The 14533-nt window shown below is 56.1% G+C and carries 18 protein-coding genes and 1 pseudogene; 6 read left to right on the top strand and 13 right to left on the bottom strand.

Going from position 1 to position 14533, the window contains the following annotated elements; all coding sequences use genetic code 11:
• Positions 1 to 175: 175 nt before the first annotated feature.
• Positions 176 to 1438, bottom strand: a complete 1263-nt coding sequence (locus NO887_RS16410; protein ID WP_256419290.1) for a Cdc6/Cdc18 family protein — start codon at positions 1436 to 1438, stop codon at positions 176 to 178.
• 885 nt (positions 1439 to 2323) lie between these two features.
• Between NO887_RS16410 and NO887_RS16405 the strand changes: the two genes are divergently transcribed.
• Positions 2324 to 2755, top strand: coding sequence for a TRAM domain-containing protein (locus tag NO887_RS16405; protein ID WP_256419289.1), 432 nt, complete (start codon positions 2324 to 2326; stop codon positions 2753 to 2755).
• A 49-nt stretch (positions 2756 to 2804) separates the two neighbouring features.
• Here NO887_RS16405 and NO887_RS16400 read toward each other — a convergent pair whose 3' ends face one another.
• Both NO887_RS16400 and NO887_RS18830 read right to left on the bottom strand, forming a co-directional pair.
• Entirely contained in the window at positions 2805 to 3152 is a 348-nt protein-coding gene (locus NO887_RS16400; protein WP_256419288.1) for a DUF6788 family protein, read from the bottom strand.
• 88 nt (positions 3153 to 3240) lie between these two features.
• A complete protein-coding gene (locus NO887_RS18830) occupies positions 3241 to 3396 on the bottom strand; it encodes a zinc-ribbon domain-containing protein (protein WP_465261991.1) in 156 nt (51 codons plus the stop codon).
• A 266-nt stretch (positions 3397 to 3662) separates the two neighbouring features.
• On the opposite strand from NO887_RS18830, the gene NO887_RS16395 reads away from it, so the two are divergent.
• From NO887_RS16395 to NO887_RS16385, 3 genes are all read left to right on the top strand, one after another.
• Positions 3663 to 4649: a DUF7983 family protein gene (locus NO887_RS16395; RefSeq protein ID WP_256419287.1), complete on the top strand. Its 987-nt coding sequence runs from the start codon at positions 3663 to 3665 to the stop codon at positions 4647 to 4649.
• Positions 4646 to 4999: a calcium-binding protein gene (locus NO887_RS16390; RefSeq protein WP_256419286.1), complete on the top strand. Its 354-nt coding sequence runs from the start codon at positions 4646 to 4648 to the stop codon at positions 4997 to 4999. The genes NO887_RS16395 and NO887_RS16390 overlap by 4 nt, the downstream gene beginning before the upstream one ends.
• 61 nt (positions 5000 to 5060) lie before the next feature.
• Positions 5061 to 6140 carry a DUF8137 family protein gene (locus NO887_RS16385; protein ID WP_256419285.1) on the top strand — a complete coding sequence of 360 codons (1080 nt, stop codon included), beginning with the start codon at positions 5061 to 5063 and terminating at the stop codon, positions 6138 to 6140.
• Positions 6141 to 6289: 149 nt separating this feature from the next.
• Here NO887_RS16385 and NO887_RS16380 read toward each other — a convergent pair whose 3' ends face one another.
• From NO887_RS16380 to NO887_RS16360, 5 genes are all read right to left on the bottom strand, one after another.
• Positions 6290 to 6649, bottom strand: coding sequence for a hypothetical protein (locus NO887_RS16380; protein WP_256419284.1), 360 nt, complete (start codon positions 6647 to 6649; stop codon positions 6290 to 6292).
• A 60-nt stretch (positions 6650 to 6709) separates the two neighbouring features.
• A complete protein-coding gene (locus NO887_RS16375) occupies positions 6710 to 7462 on the bottom strand; it encodes a helix-hairpin-helix domain-containing protein (protein ID WP_256419283.1) in 753 nt (250 codons plus the stop codon).
• 25 nt (positions 7463 to 7487) lie between these two features.
• On the bottom strand, positions 7488 to 9281 hold the full coding sequence (locus NO887_RS16370; protein ID WP_256419282.1) for an SWIM zinc finger family protein: 1794 nt from the start codon (positions 9279 to 9281) through the stop codon (positions 7488 to 7490).
• 177 nt (positions 9282 to 9458) lie between these two features.
• Positions 9459 to 10055 (bottom strand): hypothetical protein, encoded by a 597-nt coding sequence (locus tag NO887_RS16365; RefSeq protein ID WP_256419280.1) that lies wholly within the window; start codon positions 10053 to 10055, stop codon positions 9459 to 9461.
• A 67-nt stretch (positions 10056 to 10122) separates the two neighbouring features.
• Positions 10123 to 10509: a hypothetical protein gene (locus NO887_RS16360; RefSeq protein WP_256419279.1), complete on the bottom strand. Its 387-nt coding sequence runs from the start codon at positions 10507 to 10509 to the stop codon at positions 10123 to 10125.
• A gap of 24 nt (positions 10510 to 10533) precedes the next feature.
• Here NO887_RS16360 and NO887_RS16355 point away from each other — a divergent pair, with 24 nt between their 5' ends.
• Entirely contained in the window at positions 10534 to 10731 is a 198-nt protein-coding gene (locus tag NO887_RS16355) for a hypothetical protein (RefSeq protein ID WP_256419278.1), read from the top strand.
• 89 nt (positions 10732 to 10820) lie between these two features.
• On the opposite strand, the gene NO887_RS16350 is transcribed toward NO887_RS16355, so the two are convergent.
• Complete coding sequence (locus tag NO887_RS16350; RefSeq protein WP_256419277.1) at positions 10821 to 11051, bottom strand: hypothetical protein; 231 nt, start codon at positions 11049 to 11051, stop codon at positions 10821 to 10823.
• A gap of 240 nt (positions 11052 to 11291) precedes the next feature.
• Between NO887_RS16350 and NO887_RS16345 the strand changes: the two genes are divergently transcribed.
• A complete protein-coding gene (locus NO887_RS16345) occupies positions 11292 to 11792 on the top strand; it encodes a hypothetical protein (protein ID WP_256419276.1) in 501 nt (166 codons plus the stop codon).
• 219 nt (positions 11793 to 12011) lie between these two features.
• Here the strand turns inward: NO887_RS16345 and NO887_RS16340 are convergent.
• From NO887_RS16340 to NO887_RS16330, 4 genes and pseudogenes are all read right to left on the bottom strand, one after another.
• Positions 12012 to 12358: pseudogene (locus tag NO887_RS16340) on the bottom strand (DUF6788 family protein).
• A 232-nt stretch (positions 12359 to 12590) separates the two neighbouring features.
• A complete protein-coding gene (locus NO887_RS18825; RefSeq protein ID WP_465261990.1) occupies positions 12591 to 12758 on the bottom strand; it encodes a DUF7837 family putative zinc-binding protein in 168 nt (55 codons plus the stop codon).
• Positions 12759 to 13158: 400 nt separating this feature from the next.
• Positions 13159 to 14094, bottom strand: a complete 936-nt coding sequence (locus NO887_RS16335) for an ImmA/IrrE family metallo-endopeptidase (RefSeq protein ID WP_256419275.1) — start codon at positions 14092 to 14094, stop codon at positions 13159 to 13161.
• Between the two features lie 84 nt (positions 14095 to 14178).
• Complete coding sequence (locus NO887_RS16330; protein ID WP_256419274.1) at positions 14179 to 14526, bottom strand: DUF8013 domain-containing protein; 348 nt, start codon at positions 14524 to 14526, stop codon at positions 14179 to 14181.
• Positions 14527 to 14533 lie beyond the last annotated feature (7 nt).

Below are 14533 nucleotides of genomic sequence, written 5' to 3'. Positions count from 1 at the left end.
TAACCGGTGCTCGTGGACACTGACATGGTTGATTCCGGCCCGATTCAGAACTGCTTGAACATCGGTGGGCTCAGGGAGAGATACAGAGATCATCTGAGACTCCGATTCAGCCATATCTTTGATTCACGTGTCGGACGGATAAAATATGCGTGCCGGCGAGACTCGACGTACACGATTACATCTCCCGCATGACCGACTCCTTGACGACGGCCGGGTCTTTCAGGAGCCGGTGCTGCTTGTAGGTCCCACCGGCTCGGCCGCCGCTTTCCAGCGTCGATTCGACGGTGTCGTTGAAGGCGTGTTCGCGAAGGAGGTCGCGGACCCGATCGATCTTGAGGTGGTCGGCAGCCTCTTGCTCACACACCTCGACGTAGGCGTCGTAGATACGCGTCGTCCGAAATTCCGTCTCGTCGGTGTTCTGCGTTAGCTCCGCGAGCGCTAAAAGGACGTATCGAGCGTGTGGCGTGTCGGTCGCGAGGAGTTCACGAAGCCGATCGACCTCGGCTTTCTTCTGCGCCTCGTTGACGTGGTGTTCCTGTACCTGTTCGGCACCCTCCTTTTCAGCAAGTTTCCCGGCGTTCTTCAGAATCCGGACGGCCTTGCGGGCGTCACCGTGTTCACGGGCGGCAAGGGCGGCTGTTCGGGGAATAATCTCAGGAGCGAGGACGCCGTCGTGAAACGCATCTTCGCGGGCGGAGAGGATGTTCTGGAGTTGGTCGGCGTCGTACGGCGGAAACACCGTCTCCTCGTTGCCAAGCGATGATAGGACGCGAGAGTTTAATTCGTCACCCCACTCAACCTTGTTCGAGATACCGATGACGCCGATGTAGGTTTCTGTCTTCTCGCTTTCACCAGCGCGAGAGAGCTGCATCAGAAGCGTGTTAGCGTCCTCGATCGGCTGGAGTTGATCAATCTCGTCGAGGATGACGATCCCACCGTCGTAGTGGTCTTCAAGTAGCGACCAGATGTACGAGTAGTAGTGCGACGGCCCGAGTCCGGTAATCGGGATCGACTTGGGTTCGCCGGCCAGTTCGTTCAACTCACGGGCGATCTTTGACGTTGCCTGCGCCTCCGTATTGTGTTGCGCGCAGTCGACGTACACCATTTCCACGTCTGTTCCGCGAGACTCCGCCTCACGGACGACGCGGCGAGACGTGTGTTTGCTTACGAGAGATTTGCCCGTCCCAGTTTTTCCGTAGATCATCACTGAGGTTGGCTCCGAATTTGTCACGAGTGGCCCGAGGTGGCTGGCGACGTACTGGATCTGCTCAGTGCGCCCAGCGATACGGTCGCTTCCCGGGACCGTCGATATTTCGAGCAGTTCGGGACGCCGGATCAACTCCGTCCGGTTGAGGACGCCAGCTTCGGCGAACAGCGGATCGCCACCCGTCGGCTCCTGCCCGCCGTCGGCGGGATCGCCACGCTCGTCGTCAGGCATAGCTGTGGCTATCCGGGCCACCAACATATATCTACCCCCGTTCCGACTGTATCTTGTTGTGAAGCTCATTCTCGGTGGGCGTACCACAGAGAGTAGTACAGTTGGAATGTGGTTATGCCCCCCTCGTTCCGACTGTATCCAACAAGGCCGCCGGGGACCCCCCTCATTCCGAGTGTATCTCGTGGGGGTTTTGATACCGATTGTCTGGTTCGGGTGCTTCCCACCCACCCCTTGTTCCGACTGTAAATTAGATGATGTTGGTGGTTCTACCTCTCGAACCGTATCTCGATCCCGTACCTTTATGATTGTGTGTGTTGTCCGCTACCGTAGCGCACTTTCGCCATATTGGTAAGCCGAGGCCGCTTTCGGCGACTCCAATCGGAAGAAATGCCACGTTCACAACTGCTCTAGCCAGACAGCGGCTGTTACAGCACTGTAGTTGGTACTGATGAGATACTCACTTCGGCAGACTTACACTCGGAACGAGGGGTGGGAGAGTAAGGGAAACGAGACAGCCAGCCGTTCAGTGTTACTTTCCGTCACAGTGCTAGCTGATTATACGTTTCCCATCGATAGGTGGACATACGCCCTACAGGTTGCTCAGAAGTCCCGCCGCTCCTGCTTGATGTCGACGGCACTTCTCTTGTTGTCGTCGTCGTTCTCTCTACTCACCTTCGACAAGCGTGTTAAAACAGATTACCGGAGACTGTCAAATGGTTAGGAGAACGATCGCCGGCTCTAATAAAATTCTCAAGAAGTGATATTTTTTGTGGTCATGCTGAATATAGGCCGTAAAGCTATCAACTGCTAAGGACTTCAACAAGACCAATCGAGTATAACACACGGGATTTAGGTGCTTTGCGTAGCCTATACTACTGATACCCGATGACTGAAATCTCTGATTCGCTTCGCTCTGTATTCAGTGCTCAAATCGAAGAACGTGATGGGTCATATGTCGTCGATATCTCGGCGAGTGAAATCAAACATAACGCGCTCGCTACCGACGAAACGTATCGCATCGCAATCTTGGCGTCGAAATCCCCGACAGAACAGAAGGCTCAGCAAGACCAACACCAATCGACTGCCCAAGAGACAACTCCAACAACGGACGGTCCTCCCGTAGATGAAGGTGAAGTACGTGACGTGACAATCGAGACGACCGGTGATCAAGGTGACGGTATCGCGAAGGTTGAACGGGGCTACGTCGTGATCGTCCCCGGCGGTCAACCCGGTGATGAGCCGACGGTCGAAATCGAGCAAGTCCAAGAGAACGTTGCGTTTGCCAGCATCGTCGAACACGACTCACGGGCGCTGTAAAGTCGATTTACTGATAACTATCTGTAGGGCCGGCGTCGTCGAGATTCACTTACTCACTTCCTGATTTCCCGACGTACTCCGATTTCATCGTTCCATTCTCACGATAGTAGCGATAGAGATACGGGCCGTGCATATCTGCGGGATCCCCGCTGGCGCACTTACAACTGCCGTCGCCACAGGTAACTTTCTCTTTGACGACGGTCCCGCTTCCGGTGCTATCGGAGTCGTCGACGGGCTCGGCAGTCTCGGGAAGTTCGTCAGTGTTAACTGACTGGTCGCGGTACTCGATGAGCGCCTCAATATAGCGCTGTACCTCTTGGAGTGTCTCCGTATCCTGTTTGGGGAGGCCCTCTGCGAGATACTTCGGAAGCGAGGCCGGTGATGACGGCTGTTCCATACCTTATGTAACAACTAGACCCACTTTTAGCGCTCGGGTGATGCATAAGGTATTGGGCCATCTCTACCAACTGTGAGCACTTCAGCGATCACTCGAAATCGTAGGCCGCAATCTCGTGAGAGCCACACTGTGGACATTCTTCGACATCCTTCTCGACGGTGTATCCACAGTGACGGCACTCGTGGTGTGTTGCCGATGACGGCACAGATCTGACGATCTGTTGGATGAACTGTTTACTGAGCATTGATGGGATCGACGATCTCGCCACAGCCGGGACATTCCTCCCACACGCCTAGTTCGCCGCTAGTGTGTCTTCAGTCGTGATTTGCTAGATTCCTTCTGCAGGCCGTCTATCGGTCGTATCTAGCAGTTCAAGATTGAAGCGGCACTAGCCGTTTCATACTGGATGATCGCGTGTCGATCGGTAACTGTCTCGCCACCATCCGTTGTAATTTAACGCTTCACACCAGCGGCGATATGTTATACATCTGGCTGTCCTCACCACCGCATATGTCGTTCCGTACCTCGTGGCACACGCTCTTGGAAGAACTCGAGGACCTCCCAACAGAGGCGACGCTGCTCACGCCGATGTCACACAAGCGGTTTCGTGTCACCGACGTCCAAGAACATCGCATCATCATCGACGTTGAGGAGACGGGTGAGACGCGGCCGCTCCAGCGTGAACAATTTGAAAGCCTGTATCGGCGGGTCACTGACGAGTCAGGCGGCTTCGAACTCGATCGACTGCCACCAGATGCTGCCCCGTACCCGGCTGTGTTGAGTCTCCATCCAGGGTTTGAGATCGACGAAGAGGCTGGCAGTATTGTCGAACAGGACGGCCCCACAACGACCCAACTGGCAAGTGGCGACGACTCACCTGATGAGACAGAGCGGACAGAACCGGATCTTGACGTGTATGCTGATGCGTTGCTCCTCGTCGACGCACTTGAACGCCATACGGTCACTGCGCTCGAAGAGATGGAGACGGATGCACTGGTCAATCTTTACACGCTGCTATCGGACGTCCAGCGCAACGCTAACGCTGTCCGTCAAGATGTGGCTGATGTCCTGTTAGCTCGTCTTCATCACGACCAGCCGGTGTCAGGCTCTTTTGGCTCCGTCCAGCGGACGACGCGTCGGAACCGCTCGTTGAAGGATGACGCGAAAGTACTGGAGACGCTTGAAGAGGCGGGTATCGACCGTGAGCGCGTGTTGGGTGTAGACCGCGACAAGGTAGAGGCTATACTCGATGTGACGGAACTTTCTGAGAGTGATATGTACGATATTGAGAAGTCAGAGTATGTCCGCAAGGCTGGTGTGGACGAGGAGCGTAAGGAGACGCGGCTTCAGGGGCTCAAAGACCAACTTGCTGCGGCCGACGGTGACGAAGCCGAAGAACTTCGTAAGGAAATCGAGGAGCTTGAGAGTCGTATCGATGAGTTAACCGAGTTCAGCTCCGGTACAACGTTCCACACTCGCACCGAAGGTGAGTCATGACCGAGCGCGACGAAGAGCGAGAAGAGCGCATTAAGATGCGGATTATCGTCGATGCCTACACTCAAGATGAACAAGCGATGGGGTGGCACATCTATTTGGAGGAGACGATGGACTTCCCCTTCGAGGCACGCTGTATCGAAAAGCAGGAGGTCTCACCGCTGGAGTTAGGGGAGACGGTTCGTGTGGTCGGCAAACCATCATCGGAGCCATCTCTTCGCCAGCAGTTCGTGACCGTCGAGTGGATGGATCGCGAACTCGGCGTACCCCTCGAACAATTGGAACCTATGGATGCCAGCAGTGACTCCGAACAGGCCATCGCCGACTGGCACTACTGGCTCGACCGCCGATGAACGGTAGAGGCGCGCCCCTGACTCAGAAAGCCTTACTTTCGGGGTCACTGTACCTTCGCCAATGAGTTACGAGTGCGAGGACTGCGGGACATCCTTCGACACACTCTCGCGTCTTAGGCTCCATGACTGTTCCACTGACCAGCCCGTTGATGAAGTAGTCCCTCCTGAAAACGATTCCTCGGAAAAAGCTACATTCGGTGATTCCGGTCTGGACCGGCAAGAACTCGAACGTGACTACCCAGCGGCGGTCGGTGACCTCCCGGAACTCTACAATGACGCCCGCGAGGGTGATGTCCCGACTCTCTACCGTGCAATGGCGGAATACGAACGGATGCTGACGAAAGTGGCTCGAGGTGACGCACGGGACGGCGAAGACCTTCTCCATGACCTGCGATTTGCCTACTACGAACCCTTCGCTGATGGGCTTGCCACCGCCGCAGAGACTGACGGCTGGGACGTACTCGTCGAGTTCGCCACCGCCTACGACCCACGCGAACAAGACGAGTTCTCTGAGGTTGGCCATGTCATCACCAACGCGATTGGCCGGTCGATAATCCGTACCCGCCAGGGCGATAGCGTGGACGCAATTCCGGCTGACGCACTGGCGTTTCTCGGTAGAATCCCCGAGTACGTCGATGAGTCCCACGTTGCCTACGAGGAGTCGTACACTTACGGCTGGGGTATCGGTCATCCCGATCACTCCGTCGCTGACCACCTGTTCGCTCTCGCCGAGGATGAACCAAAGTTCGTCAAGATCACGCTCAACACCGCCTTCTACGTGGACCAGCACGCCGCTCTCGACATCTTCGAAACTATCGTCACCGACGAGGACGTTGCCACGGGAACACGCAACACGCTCGGGATAGAGACCGACCTCACGGAGTTCTACTTTCAGGTCGTGGCTGACCTCGAAACGGAGGAACTGTTCGGCCCGCACGCCCCGCCCTACTGGGATGGAGACGATGATCTTGTTCGCGTCATCGATATCGATCCGGACGTGAAACAGCGGATTCGAGAGCTAGCAGATGAGACCGGTGTTGCAGATAGCCTTCCTACTGACTGGACGCTCCAAGACCTCGAAACGAGCCCGCTTTCGGAGCTTATAGAGCAGGGTGGCGAATCGTTGGACAGAGACCTATGAGACGGTTGTAAATCGATTTCTCGGGTTCGTCCGATAGAAATGACATACAGCTAGCAATAGTGCGATTTGAGGCCGTCTGTAGTCAAGGTCGAACAAGAACGCCCTGTCTGTCGGTCTATCGTCATCAGGAGCCAGAGCGACAAGCGTTCCTACGATGGCAGGTCTTCGGCGATTGATCGAAGTTCGCTCTTGGTCGGTTGACTCCCAATCTCGACGCCGTAGTCGTCAACCCAGAACCGAAACCCTTGATGATCGACATCGAAGTGGAGTCCACACGAAATATCTGGGTCTGCCTGGTTGTACTTCGACTCACTCACGTTCTCACCGCCACTGAGCGTCTCAAGGAGGTATTCAGCGACGTGTGGGCGGTGCTTCATCGCCAAGATGTGGTCTGTTGCGACATGCTTGAGTACCTCCTCACCTGTGTTGTAGCCTTCTCCAAGGAGGTAGAATTCACCAGCGAACTCGGAGGAATCGACTCGAATGCTGAGAGTATACGTATCGGTCATACGCTGTTATTGTCGTTCTGTGGCACAAATATTACGCTCTGATACCGTCTCACAATCGGCTCAGCGCAGCTCTCGGTCATCCGGTTCAGTAGCACTGAATGTATCTGGGCGGTATTTTGGGTTGGATGAATCACTCGGGACCAATTCTCCCGAGACCGGTCCACGCTGAGGATCGAGGATTAGTGGTCCATCGACGGTTCGTAACTCCTGTTCGAGTGGTGTCGGTTGGGACAGGTCAATATTGTTGGTCTCTTCGAGGGCAGTCTGTAGTGCTGTTGCGTTCTCTTCGTCAATATATGGAACATCTACCAGTGAATCGAGGTCGGTCGCCCGAATCGTATCGAGTGTCTCGAAGGTTTCGATGAGCCCACGAATACCAGTTTGTCCGAGTCCGTGAATATCATCAGCCAACTCTATCAGGGTCAGATATGTATTTACGAAGGTTTCGACCGCGGGGAACTGCTCGTCTACCCACTCTATCACTCCGTCAGCTGTCGATACAGTCGTCTCGGCGAGTACTGATGAGAGTTCGTACTGCGCGTTCTCGGAGTCATATCTGACCGAAATTTGATTGTCTCGTATCGGCGTCTCAGGATCGGGTTCAAATCCCCGGCAGTACAGAAATGTCACCCGTGATGCGACGATTTGCTGATCGTTACCGCTTGAGAGCAGTTGTCCAAGCAAGCGATCTTCAGGACGGTCCGAGTCCGCCGGTGCCTGGCCCGGCTCCAAAATAACAGCGACGAGCCAGTCCGAAGGCAACGACAACTCCAGCAACGGATCGAGTTCTGACGCATATTTGACTGTGACCATACCGGTACAACGGACACCCTGTACTTCAGAACTCCTCAAGTAAATCGTCCAACATCGGTCGGAGCTTGTACTTCTGGTAGTGATCATCCCGAATCGTCTCGACGTACTCACGCCACTCATCGAGTTCATCAGCTGTCCGCGACGCTTCACCAGCATGTCTGAGCCAACGAACAGCCGTCTGGTAGCTGTCGTACTGGCCCTGTTCGATGATCGGTTCCGCCTGGGATTTACAGATCCTCATTACCCACTGCGGACGCTCCTCGATGACGGCCTCAACGACGGGTTCAATCACGCTGGTCCGTTCCGTTCGCTCCGCCAGGTCGATCGCGTCATCGTACTCACCTTCGGCGAGAAACACCTCCACGACTTGGGCAGCACTGCTGCCGCCCGGCCGCTCCGTGCGGAGGGTCTCCAATAGGTCCGCTTTGATCGCGTTCCAGTCATCATCAGTGAGCTCTTCGACAGCCTCAAACGTCCTCATTGACGGACTCACCTCGAACGCAGTGATCGCCGCCTCAACTGCGAGTTCACGATCTCCTGCACTGGCAGCCCGATCGCGTAGCCACGCTGCCAGTGACTCCTTTCGATAGCCATCAAGTATCAAGCCGTGTTCAGCTACTTGTAGTGCCGCCTGTGTCTCGTCGTGGGCGCGGAGCGTCTTGGCCAGTTCGAGTGCTGTGTCTGGTGTCGAGAACCGCTCAATAGCGTAGTCGACTGCCTCCTCGATTCGGTCTTCCTGTACTAACATTCTCGCATACGCTTCCGATTGGTTTGCCGCCGCTGCGAGATTGAGGTACTCCTCGGTTCGGCCGTCTCGTTCAAGAAGTGACAGACGCGCAGTGACGATATTGTCGCCGTACCACGCATCGTCGTCTTCCCAGAAGGCTCCCTCGTCGAGTTCACCTGCCATCGCCTGCTGGACTCGAGGATCATCCCAGCTTTGGGTCGCTGCGTCCGCTGCAGCGAGAAATGTCGATTCTCCCCCCATATAGTAGTCGAACTGTGTGTCCCACTCGGTGAGACGGTCCTCCCACTCGTTGCGCTCTGATTCGGTCAACTCGGCGGTCAGAACCGCCTCGATGAACACCTGACTAAGATCATCGATCATCTCGAACACGCGAGGGACGTCGTAGGGGAGAAGATTTGCCCATCTCCCACTCACGAGTTCGTCGGTGATCGCTGTAAGCACGTCGAGGGCAGTCTCACCATCACCGGCCTCGATCGCTTTCTGCGCCTCCTCGATCAGGCCATCCAGTTCATCGGCCATTCGCTCTGCCTCGGCGTAGGCGTCGTTGTGTCCTTTCTGTCCGGGTTTCGGGAGAGCGTGGTTCACCTGCCGTCGTATCGACTCGAGATTCACTGACACTGGGGTATCGGTGGTTGCGTCGTCCGGAGTGGTGAGCCGAGTTTCGATGCGGTCAGCAACCTCAGGGCGATCCTCGGCCAGATCGACAAGCAATTTGTGTAGCGTCTCTCGATCCGCGTCGGCAATCAGTTCCGAGATCGGGGGTTGTTCGCGAACCCGCTCGGGGTCTCGACCACACGTCAAGAGGACCGCAACGCGGTGTTTACAGATACCGCCATGGTCGTATGGACACGAACAGTCAGTACTGGCGATACCAGTGTCGTCGAATTCGATAGTCACCGTATACGGCTGGTACTGGCTCCCCTCGACATCAGCCCGGACGATCTCTCCGCGCCGAACTACATCACTGACAGCCCCCCGTTCGTAGTATGATTGGCCCCGCTCGTAAGATTTGGATCTGGCCAGTTCTCTGATTGTTGCTTCCGTCAGAGTGGGCCACCGCCTGCTACTCATGTTAGGAACTGTTAGACCGAGCCAGTGTTATGTTCTGCTCTCTAGCAATCAGTGAGCAGCCAGTGAACCGCCTCGGGGTCAAGCCTCGAGGCACTCGCCTTGCTTATTTATAGAGACGCGGCCAGGATAGTTGTCGAATAACATCTATACGAATCATATTTGAAAGACCCAGATCGACTACTCCTGATCGATAGGTCCCTTCTTTTCGAGCACGTCCCGAAGCCCGTCCGGAAGCAGGGAAAACGGCTTTTCCGCGTGAAAGGCTACGTTCTCGTAGGCCTCCTCGACGTGTTTTCGCTTCGAGGCCTCACACTCTTCAGCGAGCGCTTCTAGGTCGTCCATTATCGACCGGAGTTCGTCGGCGGCATCAAGCATTTCGGCGGTCAGAGCCAGTTCTTTGATCGCTTTGGCCGCCGCTCGTCGCACACGGCCGTCATCGTCGCGGAGTGCGTCGAGATAGAGATCCCGCAGTCGTTCGCGGTGCGTTGCGATCTCATCAAGCGTCCACTCACCCGGCAACGCTTCGTCTGTGAGGTCCGATCCGATCGTTCGATAGGCCAGCCGAGGGTAGAGGCCAGCCGCAAACCGGATCACAGACTGTCGTTGGTACCCATCCTCGGTCTCGTAGAGCTCACGACACATCTCGAAGCACTCGTCGAATAGGGCGGCTCGCTCCTCCAGTTCGATATCCTCGATTTCGTCGATCGCGCGATTCACGCGCTCGGTGTTCCCCGAGGAGAGCGTGTCGGCGAAGGCTTCGCGCGTGTGGTCCATACCTGCCTTTCCCTAGCTAAGCGTGTAACTCCTCGGATTGGCCCTCAGATCACTCTCTGTACCCAACTCACACCGACGAGTCGTCGATATAGTCTTCCCGATACCAGACGGTCCGTCCCGCCGGCGATCTGAACGGCGTGGCCGTGAACACTTCGACGGAGAACGTGTCCGTCACGTCTGCGTCCGGATCGTGTAGCTGAGTGGCCACGTAGCGCAACAGTTCCGAGATCGCCTCGTCGCTCCATGTGTACCGCTCACGGAGCACGAGCAGGGCGTAGGTTCGATCCGCGTCAAGCGACCAGATCGTGGTCGTAGCAAGCGTGGCAGTGACGTGTTCGGCGTCAACAACACTCGGATGAGTGGTGTCGATATGCCAGAGCGTCGCATCATCGGACCCGAAGAGGGCAGTGGGATCGAGATACTCGGGTTGGAGATGGTCAGGTGTTAGTTCCATATTCGGATCTTAACGGGCAAAAAGATGAATCCCTACCTCTGTGGGAGAATCCTCAAGGAACCTACTGAGAACACGGGACTATTCGACGACTACCTCGTGGAATTCAAGGACTCAGTCGACCGGGAGACACCTCTTGAGGAGACAGATTTCGACGGAGGCTGTCGAATCGCGTTTATTTCTAATGGGGACGTGGAGGTGTGGGTGACCGAACGGAATCTATGAGCACGGGCAGATAGGCGAACTCACGCTCCACACCGCCCATCCGGTCGACAAGTAGAGCAGTGGACGGCTTGTTATCTGTCTTGGCGAAATCAGTCGAACCGGCTTGACCTATCGTGTGAAAGCACGTTCCCGACGGATTTTGTGATCTGAACATGGTGTGTGTAGGTGTCAGAGAGTGTGTGGGTCTCGAACTCGACAAGCCATTCAGTGTCGTATTCTTCAATATCGGTAATGTCTCCAAGTTGACCGACACACTCGCTGTCAGCGTACGTGTTTGCGAGTTCTCTCGCTGTTTGTTCATCTGGAACGTCGTTACTCATACGAACAGCTTTGTTCCGGCTACGGAAGTGAGTATGCCAAAAAACGTGGACTACGTCATTCTTCTCAACTTCAACGTCAGGGAGGAACACGTTCTATGACGTACAGAACTGACTGCGACACGCGACGATCCAAACGAATGAGCGAGTCTACGACCATCTTGATCTGGTCTGAAGAGGAGTCGAATGCGCACGTCACTCCCCACAAGTAATGTAGATCGAGTGAGTTGGGGGGTGTAACGAATGGTAGACTCGACGGATCCAGACCCTCGTATCACGGATCTTTCGTCGATCGAGCCGGAGAACCTCAAATTCCGGAATACGCAGTTTCTGAGAGCGGATGGTCATCACTACGATAATCCACACGACGAGTCGTTCCTTGAGCAGAGAAGGGAGATCTGGCGAGTGAGAAATGGAGATATCGAACGGGTTCTCGAAGAGTTTCCAACCGATCGACCGCTTCCCGAACAGTGCGCGCTCTGGATACACGCGCTCGTAGGGAAACACTTCTTCCCGGATGCGAACCACCGTACTGCGATCGTTACATTGCGAAAGCTGCTCCGTGACAACGGGATCGAACCGGGAGAATGGTCGACGGAGCGGGTCAAACGGGTACGGGCTGAGTCACACGACGTTCGAAGAGAGATACCTCCGATCCATCTCGACAGATTGTATGAAACGGACGAGCTGTATCGCGTCTGGCTTCAGTTCTTCGGCGAGGTCCTTCCTGAAGAGTATCGCTGATTACTCTTCGTCGTCGTCGGTGTCGTCGTCTGCGAGCGCCTCGTATAGTTCCTCGTTCTCCTCGACATCCTTCGCCATCTCTCGCTCACTGTCCCAGTTCATCGTATATCGTTATCTAGGTAGGCGTACGGTAAAAAACGTACCTCTCCCCGGGATGCTCGCTAGTCGACGTCGACCGTAGCATGTCTAATTTTCCTCGTTACGTCGACCGACTCACCACTACTCACTTCCCGGCTTCTCGATGTACTCTGATTTCATCGTCCCATTCTCACGATAATAGCGATAGAGATACGGGCCGTACATATCCTGACGATCTCCGCTGGCGCACTTACAGCTGTCGTCGCCACAGGTGACTTTCTCTTTGACGACCGTTCCGTTCTCCGAATTGTCGGGCTCGTCAACAGGCTCGGCTGTCTCGGGAAGTTCGTCGGCGTCAACTGACTGGTCGCGATACTCGATCAGCGCCTCGATGTAGTTCTGTACCTCTTGGAGGTCTCGGTATCCTGTTTTGGGAGCCCCTCTGCGAGATACTTCGGGAGCGAGGTGGGTGGTGACGGCTGCCACATACCTTATGTAACAACTAGAGCTATATTAGCATCCCGATGATACATAAGGTATTGAACCGTCTCTACCAACTGTGAGCGCTTCAGCAATTACTCGAGATCGTAGGCCGCAATCTCGCGAGAGCCACACTGTGGACATTCATCGATGTCCTTCTCCACGCTGTATCCACAGTGACGGCATTCGTGGTGCGTTGTTGATGACGGCTCAGGTCTGACGATCTGCTGGATGAACTGTTTACTTACCATTAATGGGATCGACGATTTCGCCACAGCCGGGGCATTCGGCCCACACGCCCGGTTCACCGCTAGCTGCTTCATACTCGATTATCGCGTGTCGATCAGTAACTGTCTCGCCGCAGAACGAGCAGGTGCCACGAGCCGTCTCTGGATTATCGGGGGTCATTCTCACGAGAGCGGAAGCTCTTTTCTGGGGGAGAGGGAGCGTGTGACACTATTTTGGATCTGGTTCGGTCGGTGAGACCGACTCAGCTTTGCTCCCTCAGCTCAGAATTAGAGATTCTGTGGCTTATACTTCGGGTGAGCGGAGTGGAAGTACTTCTCCGGGGCGGGTGACTGATTGTGGGTCGTGAGTGCCAATCACACAGCTGTAATCACCGACGATGATGTGTTCGATACCTAGCTGTCCTCACCGCTGTACGTGGCTTTCTGCGCCCCGTGGAATGCACCTTGGAAGATGTCAAGACGCTCCCGACGAAGGTGGGAATACGCCTCCGCCCCTCCGCGGGCACAGAAAACTCAACCAACAAAAGAGGAGAAATCCGGCAATCTGTTGGTTAACCAGTTTATCGAACAGGTGGTTCTTCGAGCACGTCGATGAGCTCCTCTGCCGTCCGACTAATCCGACCGAGCCGCTCGCGAACAACCTCGGGATCGTCCGATTCCCAGGTCGCGAGATAGAACGCCGAGCCGCTCGTGTCGAGTCCGCAATACCGCCCGACGACGTACGCGACGGCTTCAGCCTCAACTTCGCGTTTCGACCGCTCGGTGTCGTCGTCGACGTTGAAGTGGAGTAAGGCATGCGCGTACTCGTGAACTAGTGTCCGCGCAAGGTCGGCCTCATTCTCCCGATCACGTACCTCGACGAGCGGCTGGGCGTCGACGAGGCTCAACTGCTCGCAGATGCCCTTTGCCTCACCGTGCGTCCACTCGTCGGCAGGAACGATCCGCACCGTCACGCCGATCTCGTCAGCAGCGTCCGTCAGCCGAGTGACGAGGTCGCCAGCCTCCCCAATCGCTTCCGTGTCGAGGTCGGGAAGCGGTTCGCCCTCAGTCTGGGAGATGTCGAACACCGGCGCGGGCTTGAACCCGACGAGCCCCTCCGACCACTCTTCAGGCGGCGTCTCGTCGTAGTTACAGTCGCTCTGCTCGTGGTAGCTCGGCGAGTTCTCGCACTCCGGGTACTGCTTCGTGATGATCGGGGCCCAGATCCAGATGGCCGACTCGCCTTCCTGAACGTGTCGGTCGAACTCCTCCTGCCACGGGTAGCCCGCGACGCGAGTCGCCTCGGGGTACTGCTGCTTGATGAGGAGCGTGTTCCGGTAGGAGTAGTCGTAGAACCGACTCTGGACATCGAGCCACTCCTGGAACTCCTCGCTGGCCTGCGCGTCGTCGACGCCGGCGACGAGCTCGTCGATCCACTGTTCGATCGTACTGTTCATCTCGTCGGACCGTGTGTCGGTCTCCTCGAAGGACACCGACGAGTCACTGGTTGTAGCCATCGTAGTCACCAAATCGAGTTGTCCGCGACTGCGGCAATTCAGGACGCGCCGCACCCCTCAGGGGCGTATAAAAACCGCTCGCGGTTACCGGAGGTCGTGGGTCTCGTCAGCGAAGCCGACCGTGACGAGGTAGTCGAGGAAGCCGTCGAAGCGTTCGACGTCGCTGGGCGTGTCGGTCGCGAGGTGTCGCGCCCACTCGATAGCCCACTGGAAGGCGGGATCCGTTCCACCCTTGCCGTGAAGGTACCACCAGCGCGCCGCTTTCAGCACGATGAGCGGATTCGTCGGTGGGTGCTCGCTCGCTAGCTCACGGGTGATCGATTCGATTTCTTCGGGTACCTCAGCGGGATCGACCTCGCCTGATTGGGTATTCGCTACGTCGACTGGGATGTCGTCGATTGAGACGTCGTTCGGACGCTGTTGTTGACTCACGATAATC

The organism is Halorubrum laminariae (genome assembly GCF_024494655.1).
GTDB lineage: Archaea > Halobacteriota > Halobacteria > Halobacteriales > Haloferacaceae > Halorubrum > Halorubrum laminariae.
Note: the sequence above shows the minus strand (reverse complement) of the source record. Positions and strands in the feature narration are given on the sequence as shown.